The 15,746-nt window shown below is 69.9% G+C and carries 18 protein-coding genes; 9 read left to right on the forward strand and 9 right to left on the reverse strand.

What is annotated here, in order from left to right:
- From E1298_RS31030 to E1298_RS31040, 3 genes are all read left to right on the forward strand, one after another.
- On the forward strand, positions 1 to 1,745 hold a 1,745-nt coding region (locus E1298_RS31030; protein WP_341770659.1), incomplete at its 5' end, for a RelA/SpoT family protein.
- A 43-nt stretch (positions 1,746 to 1,788) separates the two neighbouring features.
- Entirely contained in the window at positions 1,789 to 2,229 is a 441-nt protein-coding gene (locus tag E1298_RS31035) for a universal stress protein (protein WP_131899562.1), read from the forward strand.
- A gap of 37 nt (positions 2,230 to 2,266) precedes the next feature.
- Positions 2,267 to 3,082 (forward strand): hypothetical protein, encoded by an 816-nt coding sequence (locus tag E1298_RS31040; RefSeq protein WP_131899563.1) that lies wholly within the window; start codon positions 2,267 to 2,269, stop codon positions 3,080 to 3,082.
- On the opposite strand, the gene E1298_RS31045 is transcribed toward E1298_RS31040, so the two are convergent.
- From E1298_RS31045 to E1298_RS31055, 3 genes are all read right to left on the reverse strand, one after another.
- The gene (locus tag E1298_RS31045) at positions 3,063 to 3,686 is read right to left on the reverse strand and encodes a hypothetical protein (protein WP_131899565.1); all 624 of its coding nucleotides are present in this window, start codon (positions 3,684 to 3,686) and stop codon (positions 3,063 to 3,065) included. The genes E1298_RS31040 and E1298_RS31045 overlap by 20 nt on opposite strands.
- Positions 3,687 to 3,878: 192 nt before the next feature.
- On the reverse strand, positions 3,879 to 4,508 hold the full coding sequence (locus E1298_RS31050) for a DUF4360 domain-containing protein (protein ID WP_131899567.1): 630 nt from the start codon (positions 4,506 to 4,508) through the stop codon (positions 3,879 to 3,881).
- A gap of 206 nt (positions 4,509 to 4,714) precedes the next feature.
- Complete coding sequence (locus E1298_RS31055; protein ID WP_207944938.1) at positions 4,715 to 5,521, reverse strand: SAM-dependent methyltransferase; 807 nt, start codon at positions 5,519 to 5,521, stop codon at positions 4,715 to 4,717.
- Positions 5,522 to 6,038: 517 nt separating this feature from the next.
- Between E1298_RS31055 and E1298_RS31060 the strand changes: the two genes are divergently transcribed.
- Positions 6,039 to 6,296: a GntR family transcriptional regulator gene (locus E1298_RS31060; protein WP_131899569.1), complete on the forward strand. Its 258-nt coding sequence runs from the start codon at positions 6,039 to 6,041 to the stop codon at positions 6,294 to 6,296.
- A gap of 310 nt (positions 6,297 to 6,606) precedes the next feature.
- Here the strand turns inward: E1298_RS31060 and E1298_RS31065 are convergent, their stop codons facing one another.
- From E1298_RS31065 to E1298_RS31090, 6 genes are all read right to left on the reverse strand, one after another.
- Entirely contained in the window at positions 6,607 to 7,122 is a 516-nt protein-coding gene (locus tag E1298_RS31065) for a hypothetical protein (RefSeq protein ID WP_131899571.1), read from the reverse strand.
- Between the two features lie 81 nt (positions 7,123 to 7,203).
- Positions 7,204 to 7,416, reverse strand: a complete 213-nt coding sequence (locus E1298_RS31070) for a hypothetical protein (RefSeq protein WP_131899573.1) — start codon at positions 7,414 to 7,416, stop codon at positions 7,204 to 7,206.
- Positions 7,413 to 7,835 (reverse strand): hypothetical protein, encoded by a 423-nt coding sequence (locus tag E1298_RS31075; RefSeq protein WP_131899575.1) that lies wholly within the window; start codon positions 7,833 to 7,835, stop codon positions 7,413 to 7,415. The genes E1298_RS31070 and E1298_RS31075 overlap by 4 nt, the downstream gene beginning before the upstream one ends.
- The gene (locus tag E1298_RS31080; protein ID WP_131899577.1) at positions 7,832 to 8,107 is read right to left on the reverse strand and encodes a hypothetical protein; all 276 of its coding nucleotides are present in this window, start codon (positions 8,105 to 8,107) and stop codon (positions 7,832 to 7,834) included. The genes E1298_RS31075 and E1298_RS31080 overlap by 4 nt, the downstream gene beginning before the upstream one ends.
- Complete coding sequence (locus E1298_RS31085; RefSeq protein WP_131899579.1) at positions 8,104 to 8,373, reverse strand: hypothetical protein; 270 nt, start codon at positions 8,371 to 8,373, stop codon at positions 8,104 to 8,106. The genes E1298_RS31080 and E1298_RS31085 overlap by 4 nt, the downstream gene beginning before the upstream one ends.
- 51 nt (positions 8,374 to 8,424) lie before the next feature.
- The gene (locus E1298_RS31090; RefSeq protein WP_131899581.1) at positions 8,425 to 9,624 is read right to left on the reverse strand and encodes a helix-turn-helix domain-containing protein; all 1,200 of its coding nucleotides are present in this window, start codon (positions 9,622 to 9,624) and stop codon (positions 8,425 to 8,427) included.
- A gap of 300 nt (positions 9,625 to 9,924) precedes the next feature.
- Between E1298_RS31090 and E1298_RS31095 the strand changes: the two genes are divergently transcribed.
- The 5 genes from E1298_RS31095 to E1298_RS31110 all read left to right on the forward strand — a co-directional run.
- The gene (locus tag E1298_RS31095; RefSeq protein WP_424923163.1) at positions 9,925 to 11,061 is read left to right on the forward strand and encodes an IS30 family transposase; all 1,137 of its coding nucleotides are present in this window, start codon (positions 9,925 to 9,927) and stop codon (positions 11,059 to 11,061) included.
- 421 nt (positions 11,062 to 11,482) lie between these two features.
- Positions 11,483 to 11,629, forward strand: a complete 147-nt coding sequence (locus E1298_RS48540) for a hypothetical protein (protein ID WP_165975752.1) — start codon at positions 11,483 to 11,485, stop codon at positions 11,627 to 11,629.
- Entirely contained in the window at positions 11,626 to 11,967 is a 342-nt protein-coding gene (locus E1298_RS31100) for a hypothetical protein (RefSeq protein WP_131899585.1), read from the forward strand. Before E1298_RS48540 ends, E1298_RS31100 begins: the two co-directional genes overlap by 4 nt.
- 537 nt (positions 11,968 to 12,504) lie before the next feature.
- The gene (locus tag E1298_RS31105; protein WP_131899586.1) at positions 12,505 to 13,140 is read left to right on the forward strand and encodes an Lsr2 family DNA-binding protein; all 636 of its coding nucleotides are present in this window, start codon (positions 12,505 to 12,507) and stop codon (positions 13,138 to 13,140) included.
- An 882-nt stretch (positions 13,141 to 14,022) separates the two neighbouring features.
- Positions 14,023 to 15,746 (forward strand): hypothetical protein (locus E1298_RS31110; RefSeq protein WP_131899588.1); only part of this gene is annotated, 1,724 nt, incomplete at its 3' end.

Genomic DNA, 15,746 nt, shown 5'->3' on the forward strand with positions numbered 1-15,746 from the left:
CAGTCCCGTCCCGGCTCCCGTCCCGCCTCCCCGTCCGGCTGCCCTCTCCCGGGCGGTTCCGGATGCCGCTGCGCCGCCGCGAGGCGGCCCTGGGCGACGGCGTCGTCCGCGCCGCCCTCGCGCCGCTGCTGGACGCGCACCGCTCCGCCTACCCCGGCGGCGACGAGGCGGAGCTGCTGCGCGGATACGAGGTCGCCGAGCGGCTCCACCGCGGCCAGCTCCGCAAGTCGGGCGCCCCCTACATCACCCATCCGCTCGCCGTCGCGATGATCCTGGCGGGCATGGGGATGGACACCACCACCCTCGTCGCCGCGCTCCTGCACGACACCGTGGAGGACACCCCCTACACCCTGGGCGAGCTGCGCACCGACTTCGGCGAGGAGATCGCGGTGCTGGTGGACGGCGTCACCAAGCTCGACGGGGGCCGCTGGGGCGACCGCGCCGAGGCCGAGACGTTCCGCAAGATCGTGCTGTCCGCGTCCGACGACCTGCGCGTCCTGGTGATCAAGCTCGCGGACCGGCTGCACAACCTGCGGACGCTGCGCTACCAGCCCGAGCACAAGCGCGCCCGCTACGCCAAGGCGTCCCACGAGCTGCTCGTCCCGTTCGCCGAGCGGCTGGGCATCCACGTCCTCAAGCGGGAGATGGACGACCTGGCCTTCGCCGCCCGCTCCCCCGAGGCGCACGCGGCGACCGGGCACGCCGTCCGGGCCGCGCTGCGCGACGCCGGCCGGGCGTTCGGCCCCGCCATGGAAAGGCTCCGCGACTCCCTCGCCGATCACGGCGTCCGGGCCCGGATCGAGATCAGGCCCTCGCACCTGTACGCGGTGCACCAGTCGTTCGGCGGCGAGCTGGCCGGGCTGCGGCCGTGCGAGGCCGCGCGCCTCCTCCTGCTCGTGGACGGCGCTGACCGCGACTGCTACATCGCGCTCGGCGCGGTGCACGCCGCGCTGCACCCCGTCGCCGGGCAGGTCCGCGACTTCATCGCGACGCCCAAGGACAACATGTACCGGTCGCTGCACACGCGGGTGATCAGCCCGGACGGCGACCCGTTCGAGGTCATCGTCCGCACCGTCGCCATGCACCCGGTCGCCGAGTACGGCATCGTCGCCCACATCCGCGACGCCGGCGACGACGCCGCCACCGCCGACGCCGTGGCCGGGCGCCGCGACCTGGTCTGGCTGAGCCGGCTGCTGGCCTGGCAGTCCGGCACGCCGTCCGCCGACTTCCTGGACGGCCTGCGCGCCGACCTCGCCGCGGGCAACGTCGCCGCCTTCACCCCGGACGGCGAGATCGTCCCGCTGCCCGCCGGCGCGACCGCCCTCGACTTCGCCTACGCCCTGGACCCGGCCACCGGCGACCGCTGCATCGGCGCCGTCGTCAACGGGCGGCTCGCCCCGATGTCGGTGCAGGTCCGCAGCGGGAACGTCGTGGAGATCCTCACCGACCCGGCCGGCGCCCCGTCCGAGGACTGGCTGGAGTTCGCCGTGACCGTCCCCGCCCGCGTCCACATCCAGCAGGGCGTGTCCCGGCGGCGCGCCGAAGACGCCGCCGCCTCGGGCCGCCGCCGCCTCGTCCGCGCGCTGGCCGGGCGGAGCGTCGACCTGCTCGCCGCCGAGGCCCGCGGCGACTCCCTCGCCGTCGCCCGCGCCCTGGGCTACGGCGAGATCGACGAGATGTACGGCGCGCTCACCACCGGCTCCCTGCGCCTGGACGACCTGCTGGCCCGCTTCGTCCCCGGCTAGGGCGCCTCTCGCGCGACGGAACGTGGATCCCTAGGGTGGGCGCATGACCTTCGAGTACGGCGTCGACGGGCCGAAGGTGATCGTCGTCGGCGTGGACGGATCCGATACCTCGCTGCGCGCGGGCGCCTACGCCTGGGGCCTCGCCCGCCGCGGCGGCGCCCGGCTCGTCCTCGTCCACGTCGCGCCGGCCGCGTCCCTGTCCACGCTCACCCCCGGCGGCGCCGCGGTCATGCGCGAGGCGTCCGACGAGGTCCTCGCGGAGCTGCGGCGGGAGCTGGAGCAGGCCGCCGAACGCGTCGGCGTCCGCTACGACGTCGTCACCGAGCAGGGCGACCCGTACACCGTCCTCGCCCGCGTCGCCGACGAGTCCCGCGCGGACGCCGTCGTCGTCGGCGCGTCCGCGCAGGCCGGGCACCGGCTGATCGGATCGGTGGCGGTCAAGCTGGTCAGGGCGGGCAAATGGCCGGTGACCGTGGTGCCGTGACCGGATTCGGCGCCGCGATCGAGGGGAGATCCCCCGCATGGAAACCGGGACGTTCCTGACGGAGATCGGCTGGGCGGGCTCCGCCCTGCGGCTGACCGGCCGGATCGAGCGGAGCGGCGCCGTCCCCGAGGTCGAGTTGCACCTGCGCGAGCGCGACGGCGGCGGCCTGCTGCGCATCCCCGGAGCCACCGCCGAGGACGGGACGTTCGAGGCCCGCATCGACGTCGCGTCCGTCGAGGGCGGCCTTCCGCTCCCCGGCGGCCTCTGGGACGTGGACGTCGCCATCGACTGGCCGCTGCAGGACCTCGTCCTGCCCCTCGGCCGCGCTCCCGGCCTCGACGCCTCCCCGCAGCGGCGGTTCCTGCCGGACTCCACCACGGTCGCCGCCTACTTCACCGCGCAGGGCACCCTCGCCATCGACGTCGGCGGCCGTTCCCACGTCGCCGGATCCACCCCCGCGGACCGGCTCGCCTGGAACGAGGACGACGAGGAGGTCGTCGTCAGCGGCCACATCGACATCGAGCGGATCCCGATGCCCGTCTCCGGCACCCTGAACCTGCTGGAACGCCACACCCGCCAGTCCTACACGGTCATCGCGATGCTGGAGGAACGTCCGTCCGGGCTCTGCTACACCGCCGCGGTGCCGGTCACGCGCGCGTTCGTCGACGACCCGCTCCCCCGCGGCACCTGGGACGTCTCCCTCTGCCTCGGCTTCTCCGGCATGCACCGCGAGCTGTGCGTGCTGGCCCCGCAAGACCCGGTGGAAGTCCAGGTCCGGCGGCGGCTCCGCCACGTCCGCGTGCTGTCCAGCGCCGCCCCCGACCCGCTGACGATCACGGTCGGCCGCGCCTGAACGACCCTCCGGCCTCCGCCGACGCCACCACCGCGGCGATCAGCCCCACCACCGCCGTCCCGCCCGCCACGTTCATGGCCGCCGTGACCAGCGCGGCGTCCCGCGGCCCGCGCAGCGCCAGCGGCAGCAGCGCCACCGCCCCGACCCCGGTCCCGCCGATCCACGCGAACGCCCGCACCGGCCGCGCCGCCGTAGCGACGAGCAGATGCATCAGCGCCGTGGCCTGCACGGTTCCCGCGAGAGCGCACAGCGCATAGCTCGTCGCCGCGGCCTCCGCGCTCGTGTGCCGCCCGGCGAACACCGGCACCAGGACGCCGAACACCCCCCGCACCCCCAGGACGACGGCGAACGCCAGGGCCGCCGCGACCAGCGCGCAGGCCAGGCCCGTCCACCACAGCGGGCGCAGGACCGGATCCGACCCGGCCGAGATCTCCTCATGCAGCGCGACGAAGTCCTGGTACCGCTTGGCCTGAGCCTCCGCCGCCGGGCGCCTGCGCGCCGTGGAAGGGCAGCGGAACGACCGCTGCCAGGGCCGTGGCGCAGGGCGGCCGACGCGCCTGCCGGGCAGGCCGCCGGAGTACCGCCCGAATGGCGTATCGGGCATGTTCCCTCCCCCGGTGCGAACAGGTACGTGCTACCCGTCACCGATCGGCGGAACTCCCCCAACCCGAACAATTTGCAGAGGTTTGGCCACGTCCGGCATAAACCTCCGCCCCCACGCCAGCCGATCAGGAGGTTCGACACCCAGGGCCTTGCCGACGTCGCCACCCCAATCGTCACGCCCGCGCCGCAACCATCACGGGCATTGTTTCCAGATGAGGTTGTACGTGGTGCGGGTGCCGCCGTCCACACTGCCGAGGTCCACGAAGCTGACTTTGGACGGGTCGGACGCGCCCAGGTCGACCTGAAGCTCGGTCTTGAGGGTGAAGAGGCCGTTCGCGTCACACCGTTTGAAGGGCGCCTCGATGTCGCTGCTCTCGTGGAAGCTCCAGGTGTCGTAGTAGGCACCCTTGAGCTTGTGCAGCAACCCGCGGCCCTCCGGGAAGCCCGGGGGGACGGTGAACGATCTCAGCGAGCCGGACGAGCCGGGTTCCAGCGAGGCGAAGCCCCGGTGGTCGGCCGATTGGAGCGCGTAGGTGAACTCGGGCGGATGCGTGATCTTCAGACCGAGCCGGCAGCTCTTCTGAGCGTCCCTTGGAGCGCTGCCCCCGCCGACCTGCGCCATGTAGGTGCTGTAGGTGACGTTGAAGGAGTCGGCGTCGTTGGTGACCGCCACGGTCCCCCACCGGCAGCCCGAGCCTTCCTGGGTCGCCAGTTCGACGACGACACTCTTGGGCGGCGGACCGGCCGAAGCCGCGGAGGCAGGGACGGGAATCAAGACGAGGGCGCCCAGAGCAGCGGTCGCCGCGCGTCCGGAGTTCTTCATGGCAGCCTTCCGGGTGAGGCGAAGGGGGAACCGTACCGGGAGAAGGCGCGGTCACAGTGACCTATACGGCCCCGAAAATCCTCCCTAAGGCTAATTCCGGCTCAACGACAAGGTCAATGTTGATGCCTTTTCTATTCCCATTAACATTCAACGTCCGGAGAGCACAGCGTTGTCCTCGCGGCTGGACACATCTGCTGAGCCGGGTCTCAGAGTTTGAGCCCGACGCCGCAGTAGCGATCGACATCGGGGGCAGGCTCGCCGGTGGCAGGATCCGGGCGCCAACGCGTGCAGGAGACGATCCCGGGCTCCACCACCTCCAGCCCACCGAAGAACAGCTCGCGGATCCGGTCGGGCACCCGCCAGGTGCCAGGCGGGCGGCCGTGCCGATTCCACTCCTCGATCGCGGCGGCCATCCGCTCGCCGGTGGCCTCGATCGTCATGTCGGCCAGCACCAGGCAACTGCCCGTGGGGACGGCGTCCATGAGCCGGCGCACGATCGCGGCCGCCTCGCCGTCATCGGTGATGTGCCACATGATGCCCAGCAGCATGATCGCCACAGGCCGGTCCAGATCCAGGGTGCGAGCAGCCTGCGTCAAGATCCCGGCCGGGTCGCCGACGTCGGCCTGGATGTAGTCGGTGACGCCTTCGGCCGAGCTGGTGAGCAACGCGCGGGCATGCGCCAGGACGAGGGGATCGTTGTCGACGTAGACGATGCGTGACGCCGGCGCGAGCCGCTGGGCGACCTCATGGGTGTTGTCGGCGGTCGGCAAGCCGGTGCCGATGTCGAGGAACTGGGCGATCCCCCGGCCGATCACATACCGCACGGCTCGGGCGAGGAAAGCCCGGTCGGCGCGGGCATTGGCGACGATCTCCGGGATCATCGCCGCGATCCGGTCACCGGCCTCCCGGTCGGCCTGGTAGTTGTCCTTGCCGCCCAGCCAGTAGTTCCAGATCCGCGCAGAATGCGGCACAGTCGTGTCGATCCCCGCAGTCCCATCGATCTCCGACACCATCCCCACCTCTCCATCACGCAGTACCCGTGCCGTGACCGCAGAGCATATTCAGGCGATCAGCCGCCGGACGACCGCGAGGCCCGGCAGCATCGCCGGGTTTTCCGGATGCGTACTTGTGGAGGAACCTCTTGCGGGTCCGGATACCGGTAGACCCACAGGCCGCTCATGGCTCTATCATCCACGCGTCCACCGCGTGGCGCGTAGAGACCCCGCGATGACCACGGCCGCGTCGATGACCTACTCCGCCTCGGCGATCGGCTCGTCCAACTGGCGCAGTACCACAGGCGCCCGCCACCGTCCGAACGAGAACGGCACGTGATCGTGCGGGTTTACCCCGTCAGAAGGTCATCGCCCGTCCCTCGTTCAACTTCGCGACAGCGGAGCCCGCTGAGCATCAGGCCCAGTCCGCTCGGGTCGCCGGCGCGCGCCACGGTGAAGGCGGCGTCCCGGTTCACGTTGTCGGCCGGGTCGCCAGCCACGACGGCGCCTCGGCGCCGGTCTCGAATACGGTTTGATCATGGGTATCGACCTGGACGCACCGGAGCCGCTCTATGAACAGATGGCGGCGATCGTGCGGGCCCGCATCCAGGACGGCACCTATGAGCGGCGCGTGCCCTCCGGCCCGACTCCGGCCCGCGAGTTCGGACTCGCGCTGCCGACCGTGCAGCGGGCCCTCCAGCTCCTGAAAGACGAGGGACTCGTGCGCGCCGTAGTCGGACGCGGCACGTTCGTCGTCAGGCCAGTGGCTCCAAACCAGGAGAACCCCTCCGGATAGCCGGTCGGCGCACCGAGCGCCTCCGCGATCCGTTCGGCCACCTGCCGCGGCTCCCGGTTTAGCCCGGCGCCATCATTGGGTCCGCCGACCCACACGTAGCACTGCGCTCCCTTGTCCCACTTGATGATCCGTGTCGGTTCTGCCCGGTAACTGACGCGCAGCTGCGACTGGACAGCAGGCTCGCAGAGCTCGCTCATGCCAGCTTGCGGCGACCCCCGGGGCGTGAGCGCGCAGCTCGACGTACCCGGCGTTCACTGGCCCGAACGTCTCCGCCCTTGCACCACGGGATTCATCAAACCCGCGGGGCTTGTCAATTGACATGAGAATTCCTCACCTCGTTGCGGATGAAGGTCCAGATACTGCTGACCAGGCAGCGTGAGAGGGCGCCCTGCTCTGCGCCCGCCGGACGCCGGGCGGCCGCCGCTATGGCGAGCGGCGCCAACCGGGCACCGATCTCGGTGACCGCTCTGGGCAGGTCGTGGCAGGGCGCCAGCGGATCCCCAGTCGAGGAGATGAACCACGGAACCCCGCCCACACCCGGCTTCACCCAGACACTCTCGCCGAAGCACGGCACTTCGGGCGCGACCACCCGCAACAGCGCGGGGCGCTCGTCGTAGCGCGGAGAAACCGACCAGCCGGCGGCGGTCAGTGCACGAGCGAGGGCGTCCAGGTGATCGCTCGCGGTCACCGGCAGGGCGGCGCGGCGGCCGGGGACTCCTGCCCCTTCCCCGGCCGCCGCGCCAGGACGCAGGACTCCCCGCCAGGCCGTGGAATGCCGGGCGATCAGTCCCGCGAGGAACAGGCGGGCGCGGGAGGCCGCCCGCACGGAACCTCCCGCGCCCGCTGGGGACGGCGCGACGCGGGGGCGTGATGCGTCGCGCCGTCCCGGCTTGAGAAACCAGGGCATCTAGATCGCCGCCCGCCGCAGATACCAGTCGACGGTGACGGCCAGTGCGTCCGCGGTCGGCGCCTCGACCAGACGCGGGCCGTGCAGCGGCGGGACGATCGCCCACCACATTTTCGTAGCCTCTCCCCACCACGTGGTGATCCCGGCGGGGATCGCAGGTGGCGCGTCCCGGACGGGCGGCAGGTCGACCACGGTGTCCGCCGGCCGGTTCACAATTGATCCTCGAACGACGCCAGGACGGCGTCGACGGTGAACAGCGGGTCCCCGATCGGGCCGATCACCCGGTCACCATCCAGCCAGCGGAACATCCCCCGCCGACAGGTCACCAGCCGAGTACGCCCACCCGAACCCGTCGCCGTCAGCGTCGTATCATACGCCGTGGCGGTGACCCCACACTCGCGCAACTCGACCGCCAGATCCCGCAACGCCAGCCGGGCCTCGACCTCGTCCGCCTCCTCCAGCAGCTCGCGCAGCAGCCCGAGCTCATCGGCCTGGACACCGAAGAACCCACCCCGCCCCGGCGGACCCGGCCGCCAAGCGTGCCACCCGACGCCACCCAGCACGTCCTTGACCTCCACCAGCCAGCCAGGGAACTCCTTCATCAGGCCGCACTGCGTCTCCGGCCCACTCACCGCGCACCCGCCTCGGCCTCGGCGACCGCACGCAACTTCGCGCGCAACTCGTCCGCGGTGTCGGCGTCCAGCTCGGTCGGCACCCGCGAACTGAGAGGGCGGCCATCCAGCCGAGCGCGTCCGGGGGTGCGGATCGCCCACCAGCGGTTTGTATCGGTGGTGTGGACGATCGACCAGCGCGGGAACTCCGCGCGGAGCTGGGCCTTGATGTCTTCGTTGTCGCGGTATGCGGTCGCGGAGACTTCGTCCGGTCCGCCAAAGAGTGAGGTCATGACCTCACCTCGCGCAGGACGTGCTGGACACGGTCGGCGACGCCGGGCGTCTCGGTCAGCGGGCCGATGACCTGCTCGCTCCACGCCCATCTGTACGCGGCGTCATCGACGGCGACGTCGCCGTTCATGCCGGGGTCGCGCGGGTTCCGCACGTGCACGACCTGCTTACGGCCCCTGGGCATGCGGACCTTGGCCTCCCAGCCCCGGCCCCTGAGTTCGGCCGCGAGCCGCTCTAAGTGTGCGGTCGTCTCCGCAGTCGCGTTCATGAGGCAGGACGGTAATCACCCTGCGACGCAGAGTTATGCCGAGCGGAAAGGCTAGTGCGGTACACCCATCCGGGCGGCCATCCCCCGTAGCTCCCGGCCTACAGCAGCGGCCTTCGCCTGCTCCAGCATGACCTCGATGGCGTGCCGCGCCGGACTGCTGTTGCGGATGCGCTGTGGCGCGATGCGCTCGGCGGTTACCAGCGCCGATACCGCGTCGCGCTGACGACCGGGCAGGTGGGCCAAGGCACGACCGATGTCTGCGTGGAACATCGCTTGGCGCTCTCGATTGACCAGCCGCTCGGGGTCGACCGTCTCGGCGCCCCTGACCGCCCCCTCATAGTCGCCGACCTCGGTAGCCACGGCCACGCCCCAGACGCCCACGTTCGTCGGGCCGAAGTCGCCCCACGCATCCGGCCGGTCTCCGACCCGATCGGCCGCCTCGGCCGCCTCGGCAAGGTGCCGGTCGGCGGCGTCCAGATCGTTGGCGGCTGCGGCGCCCATCGCTGCCGATAGGTGCAGCATGCCATAGGTGTCCAGCTCAGCCGTTCCGTCTGCCCCCTGAAGTCGATCGGCCGCCTTCGTTGCGATCCGGACATTGGCGCCCACGCCACGAGGCAGCGTCTGCACCCGCACCCACGCGGCCCGGCCGAGGATCAAGGGATCCTCCAAGCGCTGTGCCGCCTCTAGCGCCCTGCTGGCAGCCATGAGAGCAAGGTCGTCGTACCCGAGGAACCGCAGTGTCATCGCGGTGCCGTAGCAGGCTTGAACTAGAAGCGAGAGGGCTCGCAACTGGTCGGCCTCGGTCCCGCCCGCGGTGTGGACATGCAGCTCATCCAGGATGGGGGCGAGAAGCCCGCCGCGCGTGGCGTAGTCAGCGCCCTTCTCAGCCCGGTGGACCGGGCCGTCCAGCTCAGCGGCTAGCTCGGCGAGGGGGCGAGCGAAGTCGGCCGCAGCATCGTCCAGGGTGTTGGCGGTGAGCGCTATCCGAAGTGCCGGAACAGTCGTGTGAGCGCTGGACTGCACGGGGTCCTGGGTCAAGTGGGGTCCACCCACCAGGTCCTTCTCCGACACCCTTAGGGCAGTGGCCACGGCGGCGATGTGCGAGCGGCGATCGAGCGGCAGCTTGCCGTTCTCCACCTTCGACAGGAACCCCTGCGACAGGCCGGCCATGTCGGCGAGCGTCGTGAGGGACAGTCCGCGCCAGCGACGCAGGATCCGGAGTCGGGCCCCGATGGTAATCTCATCATGCATCGGCCTCGCACCTCTTCCTGGTTGGTCTCGACAACCCCCAGGCTACGGCGCGAGGCCGAAGTGCGTCAGGGCACTCCAGAACCGGGCTTGCACTGCGGGCACGGTGCCCGCCCGCGCATCCCCGCAGTGATTCGGCGAACGTGAACTGGCTCCAGATTCGAGCTTGGGTTCTAAAGGTGGTCGCAACACCTGACCCCGTGGGGTGTTGCCATGACCAAGGTGCGTCGCGCAGCTAAGAAGCGTGGACCCGCGCCGTTGGCGGACAAGCGTGACCAATACCTTCGCCTGATGGCGCAGGGGATGAGCAACTCGGCCGCGTGCCGTGAGGTCGGGATCAACCGCAGGACCGGCACTCGCTGGAGGTACGGACGCAAGGAGATCGACCGGACCGGGCGCGAGCGCGTCTATGCACCGATCACCGAGCAGCCCGACGACGGTGCCATCTCGGCGCGGTTCCTGTCGGAGGACGAGCGGATCGTGATCGCCGAGATGCTCCAAGCGGGAGGCTCGCTGCGCACGATCGCCAAGGAGCTCGGCCGCGCTCCCTCCACCATCAGCCGCGAGGTGCGCCGCAACCGCGATCCGCGGACCGGCAGGTACCGGCCCTTCCACGCCCAGCGGCGCGCGGCCGTGCGGCGGGCGCGCTCCAAGCAGGGCAAGATCCGACGCGACCCAGAGCTGAAAGAGTTCATCCAGGACCACCTCGACCGGCGATGGAGCCCGGAACAGATCAGCCAAGCCCTGCGAACCACCTTCCCCGACGAGCCCGACCGGCACCTGGCGCACGAGACCATCTACCAGGCGATCTACCTTCCGCACCGCGGCGGCCTAGAGCGCAGGGCCGACACGTTGCGCACCGGCCGCCAGGCCCGCCGCCGACGCCGGCGCGTCGACCAGCGCGCCACCCGATTCATCGACCCCGGCACGCTGATCGGCCAGCGACCCGCCGATGTCGACGACCGCCAGGTGCCGGGCCACTGGGAGGGTGACCTGGTCGTTGGCCGGGGCAACCGGTCCGCGATCGGCACGCTGGTCGACCGCACCACCCGGTACGTCAAGCTGCTGCACCTGCCCGAAGGACGCACCGCCGAACACGTCCGCGATGCGCTCCTGCACGCCTTCGCCGACCTGCCCGCCGAGCTCACCCGCTCGCTGACCTGGGATCAGGGCAGCGAGATGTGCCGTCATGATGAGTTCTCCCGCGCCAGCGGCATCCCGGTCTACTTCTGCGAACCGGCCAGCCCCTGGCAACGCGGCTCGAACGAGAACACGAACGGCCTGCTACGCCAGTACTTTCCGAAGGGCACCGACCTGTCCGTCCACACCGCCGAGGACCTCACCGCCGTCGCCGCCGAGCTCAACAACCGTCCACGCAAGATCCTCGACTGGCAAACCCCCGCCGATCTCTTCGCTAAGCTCGTCGCAACAGTCGAATGATCGCGTGTTGCGACAAATTCTAGAATCCGCCCTGCGCGACGCACCTTGGTCATGGCAACACCCCACGGGGTCAGGTGTTGCGACCACCTTTAGAACCCAAGCTCATCGGGTGGGGCCAGGAACCACGCGTAGATCCACCCGCAGCGAGGCTGACCACCTCGCCCTGCCCCAGGCATTGCGGACACAGTCCGGACTCGCTGACATTTGTCGGGACGCCGATTCCGCTTCTACGAAAGTCGAGTTCTATCGGAGTCAGCCCAGCACGTGCTTAACCCGGAAACCCTCCGCGAGGCTTTGGGAACTCCAGGAGCAGGTTATTGCGCTCTATCGGACACGATCCCCGGCGGCCCTATGATCGCAAGGACAGGAAGTAGCCGACCGGTCATAGCCCCGTCCCTCTCGCCGTGTCACCATCGGCGCCATGGGCAAGGACGAGGCAAAGCCCGACCCCTGCAACACCTGCCGAGGACAGGCCGGCTGGTGGGAGTACGGCAACGGCCAGCCGGACGTCGCCAAGCCGAAACGCTGGATCAAGTGCATGGACTGCAACGGGAAGGGCCACAAATGACCGATCCCGACCCGCACGAAGGCCCGGCGTGCCCGGCGTGCCGTGGCAAGGGCGAGATCATCATGACCGGCCGCCGGGGCGGGGCCTGGATCGGTGTCCAGTGCGAGGACTGCCGGGGCACCGGCCTGGCCGACCCGCCCCCGCCCCGCTACGACGCCCGCGGCTACAAGATCCCCGAGGACGGGGAGGAGTACGACGAGGCCGTCCACGGTCCGGTGCCCACATCCCCACTCACCTCGACCTCGGTCTGCCGGGTCTGCTACGGCGCCGGAGTCGTGCTGGCGCAGGACGGCGGACAATCTCCCTGCCCGGCCTGCTCGGCGAGCAAGAACGGCTGAATGACCGCTGGACGTACGAGAGCCCGCCTCCCGGACCATGCCGGGGCGGGCTCTCCTCAAGGTCAGGCGCTCACGAACTGCCCCACGCGCTGACCTCCTGTGCGATACCAGCCTGCCCGTCCGCGAGCGCCTGGCGGACGCGGACGGCCTTCGGATGGCCGACGCGGAGCTCTCGGCCGGATCGCGCGGACGGGATGGAAGAGCGCCGCTTGCGAGCGTCTCTGCGAACGGCGACTACCCGGCTTCCGACGGACGCCGCCGCCTCACGAGGACCTGCTTGAGGTGCTCCGGAGGATCTATCCACCGAGAGAGAAATGCGGCGGCCTTGCCAGGGGGATCGCGCGCCTTGCAAAGCGCCTTGGGCGTGGTCTCGGGTGTCCCTATTCATTTACGGGCGTCGTCCGCTGCAAGGTCGAGTAGCGGCGGCGGGGTGTAGCCCAGCATGATGGGTCAGCGGGCGCGTGTGCGCAACTGCATTCGTCCCTGCTCGATGCCTTTCCACCCTGGAGAGACGACCGACCTTGAAAGTAGGAACCGATGGATATCAGGATGCTGTCTGATGCCAGTATGATCGCCATGACCGGTTACGGCATGTTCGGCTTCTACGACGAGGAGGGCGACTACCCGGAACCGAAGCATGCCCAAGGCTGCTTTGCCGCGACCACTGGGGCGGTGCATGTCTATCCCGCATGCGAGCTTCCGTCACCGGGCATACGCTTCGAACTCTGGAACAACGGCCCTCCCCGTGATGTCACCGATGCGGGAAACGAGCCTGAGGTGCAGGCACAGCTGAAGTTCCGGGTGACGGAGGGCTCCATAGGGTTGATGGCGATTGCCGCGGGGGCGGAGCCCGGTGTGTTCGAACTGCCGCCCGGCCAGTATCACCTACACCTGCTCGGCTACCGCCGTAGCAGCATGGCCGCCATAGAAAAGGACCTGTATGCCCGTGGCGTCGCTCCAGGCGACGATGAATGGGAGCAGGCCGCGGGCACTGAGCTGTATGTGGCGAGGTTCTGGCCACTGCATGATCCCGCTCCCCCAGACCGCTCCAGCGAAGAGGTGTCCGAACGTATCGAGACCATACGGGAATGGGCCAAAGATGCCGGTCTCCGGGTCAACGACCGAGGCCGGCTGCCCGCAAGCATCATCGCCATGTATGACGCCAGTCACTAGTGTGATGTGCCGGAAATGGCGAAGTGCTGGTGCTCGGTACGGCCGTTCGGTGCGGACCGGCCAGATCGACGTCGAACGCGGCCGGATGGACCTTGGAGCCCGGCGTGTTCCGGTGGCGGGCGAGGCAGAGACGTTCCCTGCCTCGCCGGGTGGCTCGGCGGCCGACGGCAGGGGGCGGGGTATCCGCGAGGCGGGCCGGCGCCGTCGGTTCAGCGAATGGTCGCGGTTGCGGGCCGCCTAGCAGGTCGTCCACGGCGCGGGCAGCCTGGTCATCGTCGGGCAGTTGCGGGCGGTGTGCGGTCGGTGCGACGCAGAGGCCGGCGCCGGGCCCGACCGGCGGCGTTGTGTTGGTTTGGGACGACGGACCTGAGCGCGCGACAACATCACGCATTCAAGCTCAGTAACGCCGCGACGAGAACGACGGCGCCGCATTAGTCCGGTCCAAGGCTAAGCGAAGCGCCGACAATAAATGAGCACAGGGCTCCGCCCGCAGGTACCAGCGGGACGCGGAGGAGGCGCCCCCCTTCTTGATCGTCGTGATCTATAGGTGCGCTGGATCAAGAAGGAACGGCATGATCGTCTGGCCAACGCATGCGACGGGGGCCCAGGATGGTGTGCAGCGGCTGTCGTACCTTGTCCCGAAAACGTTCCAACGCCGCCTGTAGGTGGCCGCTTCCGGCCCTTCCATGCAACCGATTTTTGTTCTGTGTGTAGATTCAGGAAGCCTGGATTACGGTCGCGCTGCGCGAAACCTTTCAGGCCCGTGCACAATCGGTCCATGGAGCGCACTGGTCATTGTTCTGTTACCGTGCGAACACTTGCATGGAACCTGCTGATTGGGCAGGTCGGCGCGCGTACCTCACTACCGGGGCGGAGGTTCGGGTGGCTTTCTCGGGACGGTCGAGTCTGCTGTCTCTGATCGAGCAGTTGATCGAGGTGAACGGCGGCCATCAGGTGACGGCGGGCACCGTCCGTCCGATTCTGGTGCTTGAAGGAGTCGGTGGGGCGGGACGTTCGGAAGTGCTGGACCACACCTGGCGGAAGTGGGGCGGGAGGACGCCGACGGCGAGGATCGATCCGCTCGCGGTCGAGGGCGATCCCCACTCCATGCGGGAGGTGCTGGCCGCGGTGATGCTCGGGCTGACCACCGAGGTGCCGGACTTCGCCGTCTCCTTTCCCAGGGTGGTGCTGGCCAACATCGCGATGGAGGGCCCGATCGAGGGCGCCGACGCTGCCGCCCGGCGCCGTGCCATGGTGGAACGGATCAACGGCTACCGGGATCGCGGGGCGGTGCAGAGGCTGATCACCGGGCTGTTCACCCTGGGTGCCACCTACATCCCGGTGCCCGGCGTCCAAGACCTGGTCCCGGTGGCCGCCGAGGAGCTGACCCAGAGGCTCAAGTGGTCTCGCCTGCGGGCGAAGCTGGTCTGGGACGAGCCGCTGGAGTGGTTCGGCCATCAGGACCAGGACTTCCGGCACAAGCCCGTCGACGCGCTGATCACGCTCAGCGTCCAGGCCAGGCAGGAGAGGGTCACCGTACGGCAGGACGTCGACCATCTGCTGCTGGCGGGGCTGCTGGCGGACCTGCGCGAGAGCCTGGACCGCACCCTGAACCGCCACTCCAACGCCGTCGTCCTGCTGGACAACGGCGACGCCCCTTCGGCACGGGAGTTCGTGCGGTCCCTGGTCGGGGTGCGCAACGAGCTGCGGCACAAGGGGATACCGGACGACCCGCTGGTCGTCATCACGACGAGCGGGGGACGCTCCGGGCACGCCGCGGCCGAGGCATCGAGGCATGACCCGGGGTGGTCCGAGTCCGAGCTGGAGCGCCTCGGCTCCGAAGAGATCTGTGGCCGGCGTCCGGCGGCGGTGCGTGTCGGCCTGGACGGGCTCGCGGTCGAGGACGTCCAGCAGCTGGCGCGGTCCAAGCGATGGCCGGGATCGCTGGGCAGCAGCGACATCGCCAAGAGGATCCACAGGCTCACCGGCGGGCATGCCGAGGCCACCGGCCTGCTGTTGAACCGGCTGGAGGATCAGCCGGCGCAGGTCGACGACCTTGACCAGGTGCTGAGAAGCCAGGTCGGAGACCGGGAGGGCACGCTGGAGCGGTACCTGCTCGAACGGGTCGCCGCGGAGCTGACACCGCGGGGTCATATCGACGAACGGCTCCGCGACGACCTGATCACGATCGCCGCCGCGCGTGACCAGAAGGAGGCGCGGGTCCTCGCGCCGCTGCTGGGCGACCGGGTCAACGCCGAGCTGGTGCTGTTCACCTCCACCACGCTGTGGTCGGCCCGCAGCGTCCGCGGCGAGGCGGCGATGATGCCGTTCGTGCGCTTCCTGCTGCTCAGGGCGCTGGCAGACCGTCCGGTCGACCGGCTGACGGGCTGGCCGAAGATCTTCCGAATGCTGGAGGAGCGTCTCTCCGACGACGACCTCGGCGGAAGGCTCCACCATCAACTGGCCCTCGGTTACGTGGACGACGTCGTCACCGTCTTGATCGAACTGCTGCCCGTCCTGCCCACCAAGAAGTGGCTGGCGATGCTCGACGAGGCCGTCTCCACCCCGAACCTCGCACCGCCCGACATACCGCCCCAGCCCCGCAC

It is taken from the genome of Actinomadura rubrisoli (assembly GCF_004349215.1).
Taxonomy (GTDB): Bacteria; Actinomycetota; Actinomycetes; order Streptosporangiales; family Streptosporangiaceae; genus Spirillospora; species Spirillospora rubrisoli.

Bases quoted from the DNA above. Each gene is read 5' to 3' on its own strand.
- E1298_RS31055 (WP_207944938.1), bottom strand. From the start codon at position 5,521: ATGGTGTCGGAGATCGATGGGACTGCGGGGATCGACACGACTGTGCCG.
- E1298_RS31100 (WP_131899585.1), top strand. From the start codon at position 11,626: ATGACCGATCCCGACCCGCACGAAGGCCCGGCGTGCCCGGCGTGCCGT.
- E1298_RS31095 (WP_424923163.1), top strand. From the start codon at position 9,925: ATGAGCAACTCGGCCGCGTGCCGTGAGGTCGGGATCAACCGCAGGACC.
- E1298_RS31045 (WP_131899565.1), bottom strand. From the start codon at position 3,686: ATGCCCGATACGCCATTCGGGCGGTACTCCGGCGGCCTGCCCGGCAGG.
- E1298_RS31060 (WP_131899569.1), top strand. From the start codon at position 6,039: ATGGGTATCGACCTGGACGCACCGGAGCCGCTCTATGAACAGATGGCG.
- E1298_RS31050 (WP_131899567.1), bottom strand. From the start codon at position 4,508: ATGAAGAACTCCGGACGCGCGGCGACCGCTGCTCTGGGCGCCCTCGTC.
- E1298_RS31040 (WP_131899563.1), top strand. From the start codon at position 2,267: ATGGAAACCGGGACGTTCCTGACGGAGATCGGCTGGGCGGGCTCCGCC.
- E1298_RS31090 (WP_131899581.1), bottom strand. From the start codon at position 9,624: ATGCATGATGAGATTACCATCGGGGCCCGACTCCGGATCCTGCGTCGC.
- E1298_RS31085 (WP_131899579.1), bottom strand. From the start codon at position 8,373: ATGAACGCGACTGCGGAGACGACCGCACACTTAGAGCGGCTCGCGGCC.
- E1298_RS31035 (WP_131899562.1), top strand. From the start codon at position 1,789: ATGACCTTCGAGTACGGCGTCGACGGGCCGAAGGTGATCGTCGTCGGC.
- E1298_RS31080 (WP_131899577.1), bottom strand. From the start codon at position 8,107: ATGACCTCACTCTTTGGCGGACCGGACGAAGTCTCCGCGACCGCATAC.
- E1298_RS48540 (WP_165975752.1), top strand. From the start codon at position 11,483: ATGGGCAAGGACGAGGCAAAGCCCGACCCCTGCAACACCTGCCGAGGA.
- E1298_RS31105 (WP_131899586.1), top strand. From the start codon at position 12,505: ATGGATATCAGGATGCTGTCTGATGCCAGTATGATCGCCATGACCGGT.